This window comes from Oscillibacter sp. UBA6647 (assembly GCA_002455655.1).
Classification (GTDB): Bacteria; Bacillota; Clostridia; order Oscillospirales; family Oscillospiraceae; genus Oscillibacter.
On record DKLF01000142.1, the window covers coordinates 14,204 to 19,617 of the forward strand.

The 5,414-nt window shown below is 54.4% G+C and carries 4 protein-coding genes and 1 pseudogene; 2 read left to right on the forward strand and 3 right to left on the reverse strand.

The genetic code is table 11. The features are described 5' to 3' along the window. From B2W96_RS10490 to B2W96_RS10500, 3 genes and pseudogenes are all read right to left on the reverse strand, one after another. Nucleotides 1-200 (reverse strand): annotated as a pseudogene (locus B2W96_RS10490) (hypothetical protein); the annotation flags it as partial. Nucleotides 201-255: 55 nt separating this feature from the next. Further along, nucleotides 256-813 (reverse strand): hypothetical protein, encoded by a 558-nt coding sequence (locus B2W96_RS10495; protein WP_293010241.1) that lies wholly within the window; start codon nucleotides 811-813, stop codon nucleotides 256-258. Further along, a complete protein-coding gene (locus B2W96_RS10500; protein WP_293010242.1) occupies nucleotides 810-1,175 on the reverse strand; it encodes a helix-turn-helix domain-containing protein in 366 nt (121 codons plus the stop codon). Before B2W96_RS10500 ends, B2W96_RS10495 begins: the two co-directional genes overlap by 4 nt. Before the next feature lie 180 nt (nucleotides 1,176-1,355). Here B2W96_RS10500 and B2W96_RS10505 point away from each other — a divergent pair, with 180 nt between their 5' ends. Both B2W96_RS10505 and B2W96_RS10510 read left to right on the forward strand, forming a co-directional pair. Further along, complete coding sequence (locus B2W96_RS10505; protein WP_293010243.1) at nucleotides 1,356-4,430, forward strand: hypothetical protein; 3,075 nt, start codon at nucleotides 1,356-1,358, stop codon at nucleotides 4,428-4,430. Next, nucleotides 4,420-5,316: a hypothetical protein gene (locus B2W96_RS10510; RefSeq protein ID WP_293010244.1), complete on the forward strand. Its 897-nt coding sequence runs from the start codon at nucleotides 4,420-4,422 to the stop codon at nucleotides 5,314-5,316. The genes B2W96_RS10505 and B2W96_RS10510 overlap by 11 nt, the downstream gene beginning before the upstream one ends. Nucleotides 5,317-5,414: the final 98 nt, after the last annotated feature.

The following is a 5,414-nucleotide window of genomic DNA, read 5'->3' on the forward strand; positions in this document are numbered from 1 at the left end:
GGGCGTCCTTCAATGACGGATTTCACCGCCGTGGGGAGCGCCGCCCCGGCGTTCTCCACACTCAGCGAGGCGAGGTAAAAGTCCACGGCGTGCTCCACGAACGCGGTGGCGCTACGGCTTCCGTCCTCACTGTAACGGCGCTCCACCTCCGCCTTTTTCTCCGGCGTGAGATAGAGGGCAAATTTTATTTTTTTACTCATAATTCCTCCAGTTCCGGGGTTTGACCCCTGTATAAACCTTGTTGTTTCGGGCTTTTTACGATATCTGACCACAGAAATGGTGCCCGCTTAGATTTTTGACCCCGTGTCCGCGCTGTGGAAACTGCCCGCACTGCGGGCAGAAGCGCGCTCTCCGGCCACGGGAATGGGGCCGGGGTTTATCCTGCTTTTCCTTGCAGCAGGGTGTCTGGTCAAGGAATCGCCCGAAAGCCCTCTCCCAACGTGCTTTGTCCTCCTTCCATTCCGGGGTGTGGAACAGCTTTTCCCGATCGTCGCCAAAGCCACCGAAGCGCTCATCGTAGCTCACAGGATAAAACACTCTCTCATAGGATGAGGGATCGGTGATAAGCCCAGCACCGGAATAGATTTCGTACCGGCAACTACCGTGCTGTGCTTCGTTTTCGGCTCTGGCGATTTCGCGTTGTAGGTCCAATATGAACTGCATCTGCGCCTCCGTCAGCACGTCGGATTTTCCTGCTATCAGAAGATACCGAACCTCAGTGTAGGCCAGCGACTCATCGAAGTCCTCCCATGCGCGGAGCTGAATGATGCGGATGACGCAGTCGATCGTACACGCATCGGATATATTTTTCATGCAAATCTCCTTTCCTTGTCGGTATCCTCATCCTCAATTATTTTCGCTTTGGGTTCTGCTCGCAGCGATGGAAGGTCAAGGATGTAATAGGTGTTATTGGTCTGCCGCCGTTCTCCTCGGTATTCAGAGTAGGTATCCACCTTGCGGATGAAGCCGCGCTCGTCCAGAACCTTGACCGCCGCCCGCGCCGATGTCTCCGAGCAGCCGCAGCAGGCTGCGATGGTTTTGATCGACGGCCAGCATCGATCCTTCTGTCCGGCGCAGCAGACGAGGTAGCTGTATGCCGACAGCTGGATCGGCGTCAGACCGTAGCAGAAAACTGCGTTGCTCATTTTGTAAAAGCGCTCTCCGGGGATGCTCATGCGCGCACCTCCTCTCTCATTTTCGTTTGGCTGATTGTTGCAGTGTGTTTATTCGAGTCCATAAAAAAGACTCCTTTCATCAAATTTGAATGCTGTCCGTAAAAAGGTGGGGGCAGTATCCATATGTCTTGATGAAGGGAGTTTGAGGTGATATACTGGCTTTCAGTGAGGTGATTTGCTTTGCCGTCCAAATATAAAATTTATGAGCTGTCCGCGCGGGCCGTCATCAGTTTTGCTGAGGAGGAGAACGGAATTTACCGCTTTCATCTCAGTCGTGCCGCCACGAAAAAATGTTTTGCGGCAGGCGCATCTCATGAGCAGGACGACAACGCCCTGTTCTATCAGACCATGTGCGTGTTGCATGGTGACGACTTTACAATGCCGAAGCGGGAAAAAGTGATTTCCGACCTCTCCAGCGTTATCTTCTATATGAATTTCTCCGGTATCTTCGACCGGAACGGTGCGCAGAAAAAATACGGTCTCCGTCAGCAGAAGGCGAGGGATCTGTTCCGGCCCGAGGGTATCGGTCTGGACTTCGGCGACGGGGAGCGACGCTATCTGGCGTTTGAGCGATCCGCCAGTATGAGCCGCAATGCGCAGCTCACATTTATTCGTGCGGATTTTTATGAGACTGTGCGCCGCCGCATCATGCTGGACATTCATATCGGCAGGTGCCAGCTCAGCAAGCTCTATGCCTACAACGGGCTGATGCTCTCTGGCGGCGTCCGCGTGGACGGCGTCGGCATCGACAAGCCCGGCCGCGTCATCGTCATCGAAAACGAGAAGCGCATCGCCCGGCAAACAAAGGTCGTCACCGTCATCGACGACGGTACACAAAACAGCACCCGCAAATATCACCGCGAGGAGCGCATGGAAGATATCGAGGTGCTATGTTTCGACGGTGAAGGGCTGATCTCTAAAGAGTACGCCCCGGTGATCGACTGTGCCTACTGCGGTGATGCGGTTCACAGCTCCTTTCAGATCCGCCTCCCCTATGTCAAGGGTATGCTGCATCAGGTGGATTTTAGGGATTACCTGATGAGCGCCGGCACGACAACCATTACCGATTCCTGGGGCGTCATTCACAATGTGACGGACGTGGACATCATCCTCACGAAGAGTATGTTCAAGGGCTTCGGCTGGCTGAAGGACGACGGGAAAACGTGGGAAGACTATTGGGATGCATTCCGGCGCTATCGACACGCGCTTTATATCACCGGAGTCAGCAAGGAGAAGCCTGAGGCGACCACGGAGCTGAACTATCAGTTTCTGAATACGGTTTCGATAAAAGCAGAGGAGTTTCGTCCTGCCGATCTGCCGGACGGCTGGGACCACAGTCCCGAAGAGGATAGCCGCCTCTGGCTTACCAAGCAGACTGAGGCGGAATACTATAATCTCTGCGCCAACGAGCAGTATCGAAGGGACTACTTTTTGAAGGCGTTGGAGTGCAGAGGTTTTTGGATGCATAAGAAGGACAGAGATTATTATCTGGCTGCTGTCCTGAAGAAAAATCCGCTGTTTATTTCTGAGCCGGTCTATGCCGATGAACTGGACGCCAAGGCGGAGAAAATTCTGGAACAGTATTCCATTGGACATCTCATCATCGCCGGAGACAACCGGTATCTCTCAGGTGACCTGCTGGACTTTCTGACGCTGCTGCTGTCTTCGAATGTAGATATCTCGAAACGCCAGCACACGTTCTGGGTGCAGGCGATAACGAACCGTTTTCCAGAAACGGCATTCTTTGCGCCAGGCGCGGCCTATCCAATCGACGAGACCGGTACGCTGCTCCGCAATCCGCACATCGCCAAAAATGAGGAATTGCAGCTTATCCCCTACACGGAAAAGAACAATATGCGCAAATATTATCTCGGTCATCTGACTGATGTGGTGATGGTGGACGCCTTTATGCTTGCCTCCGAGCGTCTGGGAGGTGCAGACTATGACGGAGACATGATCAAAACCATCTCCGATCCGCTCCTGAACAAATGCGTCCGCCGCAATTATGGAATAGAAGAACTCAGCTCATACTTTACGCACCACGGTATCGATAACCTGTCCAACATACCGCTTCTGCACATTCCGGCGGCCAAGCCGCAGATCCGGGACGCGAACGACTGGAATGCCCGGTTCGAGACGGTCAGCAGCACTTTCTCCTCCCGCGTGGGCCAAATCTGTAACGCCGCGCTGGACCGCAGCGTGATTGCCTACAATGAAAACTCGTCCGCAGGGGAGCGGCAGCGCTATCAGGAGGAGACGGAGACGCTGGCGATCCTCACGGGACTGGAGATCGACTCCGCCAAGAGCGGAGTCCGCCCGGATTTGGACGAATATCTGGGCAGGGGCAAGGTTCCGCGCAGTCCGTTTCTGCGATATAAGACACTGGTCGAGGGGAAAGAGACGAAGCGTGATCGAGATGAACCAAGTGGGAAGCAAAAAACTGAAGCGTTCTTCAAAAAATACAATTGGAGCGAAATGAGCTCCAATCTGGAACGACTGCCGTATCTCGCGCGTCAGTTGAAAAAGAACACGCCGAAGATCAAAAGCAAACCCGCCGCCGACAAAAAACTTTTCAAGTTTGCTCAGGACGAGCATTGGAAGGACGCGCTTGATGCCGATATTCTCACAGCCGTCGCCGCGCTGCTGAAAGACTACGAGGCTTGCCTGTCCCGCATCCGCGCCTGCCGTGCTCCCATTGCGGCAAAACCCAGAGAAAGCGACATTGACCGCATCCTCTATTCCCGTGGGCAGGAGGGCGATGTAGATCCGGACGAGCTGTATGCGTTGTTCCAGACCTTTGACCCAGAGCGTATTTCTGCGCTGCGTCAGGCCCTTTCGGAGCAGAACTGGTACTTCACGAGGGAGAAAGAACGGGAGTCACTTCTTATGGAGTGGATGCCGGAGCTTGCGGAGTGGTACGATCTGTTCTCCGATTTTCGCTGCGGCGGCGCAAAACTCCTGGGTGATCTGGTCTGCGATGTGGACGATGAGAATGCCGCCTATGAGCGCAAGGCGCTTTTCCGTGAAACGGATTCCTCAGCGTTCTCCGCCATGATGAAGGCTTATGCAGACAAGTCCTTCTCGAAATACTACCGGGAGGCGGTTGTTGAGGAATGCCGTGCCCAGCTCGACAAAATTGTGAATCCTGTTTTAGCTGTGCGGTATGTGGCGGCGCTCGGCAAACGGAAGCTGCTGTTTGAGCTGCTGTACGACGCGATGGAGAAAAATGTGCTGGAGGTGCGCCATGCTCAATGAGTGGGAGGAGTTCCAAAGGTACATTGAGACGCCGGTCTACGTTTCTGCCGGGAAGAATGACCACAGTTATCTGGGCCGCTTCACCTTTGAGATGTTTGCCGAATGCACAGGGCTGACCCGTGTGCTGACGGTTCTCGCGAGGGGGTATTTATTCCATGACGCAGACGGCGCAATCTTGGCGGCAGATCCGCGGGATCGAATCGGGATGGCTTGGCGTGCGCTGTGTGCCTGGTGCAGTGTACCGGATAACGGGAAGCCCGATCCGAAAAACAAGTGGAAATTCAAATCCGACTTCACCGAGCTACACGAAGAATTTCCGGAGCTTGTGGATGAGCGAGGCGGCGGCTGGTATTACCGCCATGTTCATGGGGTCGTTGCGTATACGCAGTCACATCCGGATGCAGTCATGGAATCAGCTCTGAACCGCTGCCGCAAGCTGGATGAGACCTTTGACGCGGCGTGGCGGAGTAAAGCGGTACAGTGCCAGATCCCGCCTCTTGCGCCGACAACCAAGGCGCAGTGGCTTTTGTCCTTTACGGAGATTCTCTCCAACGCGCTGGAGCTTGGCCCGCTGCGGAAGGAGATTGCAGAACTTCCGCCAGCGCTTTTAGAAAAGCTGGAGTGTATGCGTCCGACGAAAATCCCACGGGAGTTGAGGGTGCTGCCGACTTTGATTTCCTATTATATCGTCAACCACCAGCCGGATACCGACTGGGTTGTTCTGCCCGTGGTAAATTTCGACGCTTACTTCGAGACGGCCAGCTTCGGCAAAAAATATCTGAGCCTCATACCCCCGGAGATCCTTGATCGCTCCCCTCAGCACAGCGGTATATCCCGTTACCGGGTACTGCCGGAATACTTGCCAGAGGCCTGGGCGAAAACATAATAAAATATCTGCCGCTTTGACATCACACCGCATGGGAAATCATGAAGGTGCGGGCAAAGTGCGATAGAATCACAGCATACGGAAGGGGACTGAGGGAT

Coding starts and splice junctions, on each gene's coding strand:
- B2W96_RS10495 (WP_293010241.1), bottom strand. CDS start 813: ATGAAAAATATATCCGATGCGTGTACGATCGACTGCGTCATCCGCATC.
- B2W96_RS10500 (WP_293010242.1), bottom strand. CDS start 1,175: ATGAGCATCCCCGGAGAGCGCTTTTACAAAATGAGCAACGCAGTTTTC.
- B2W96_RS10510 (WP_293010244.1), top strand. CDS start 4,420: ATGCTCAATGAGTGGGAGGAGTTCCAAAGGTACATTGAGACGCCGGTC.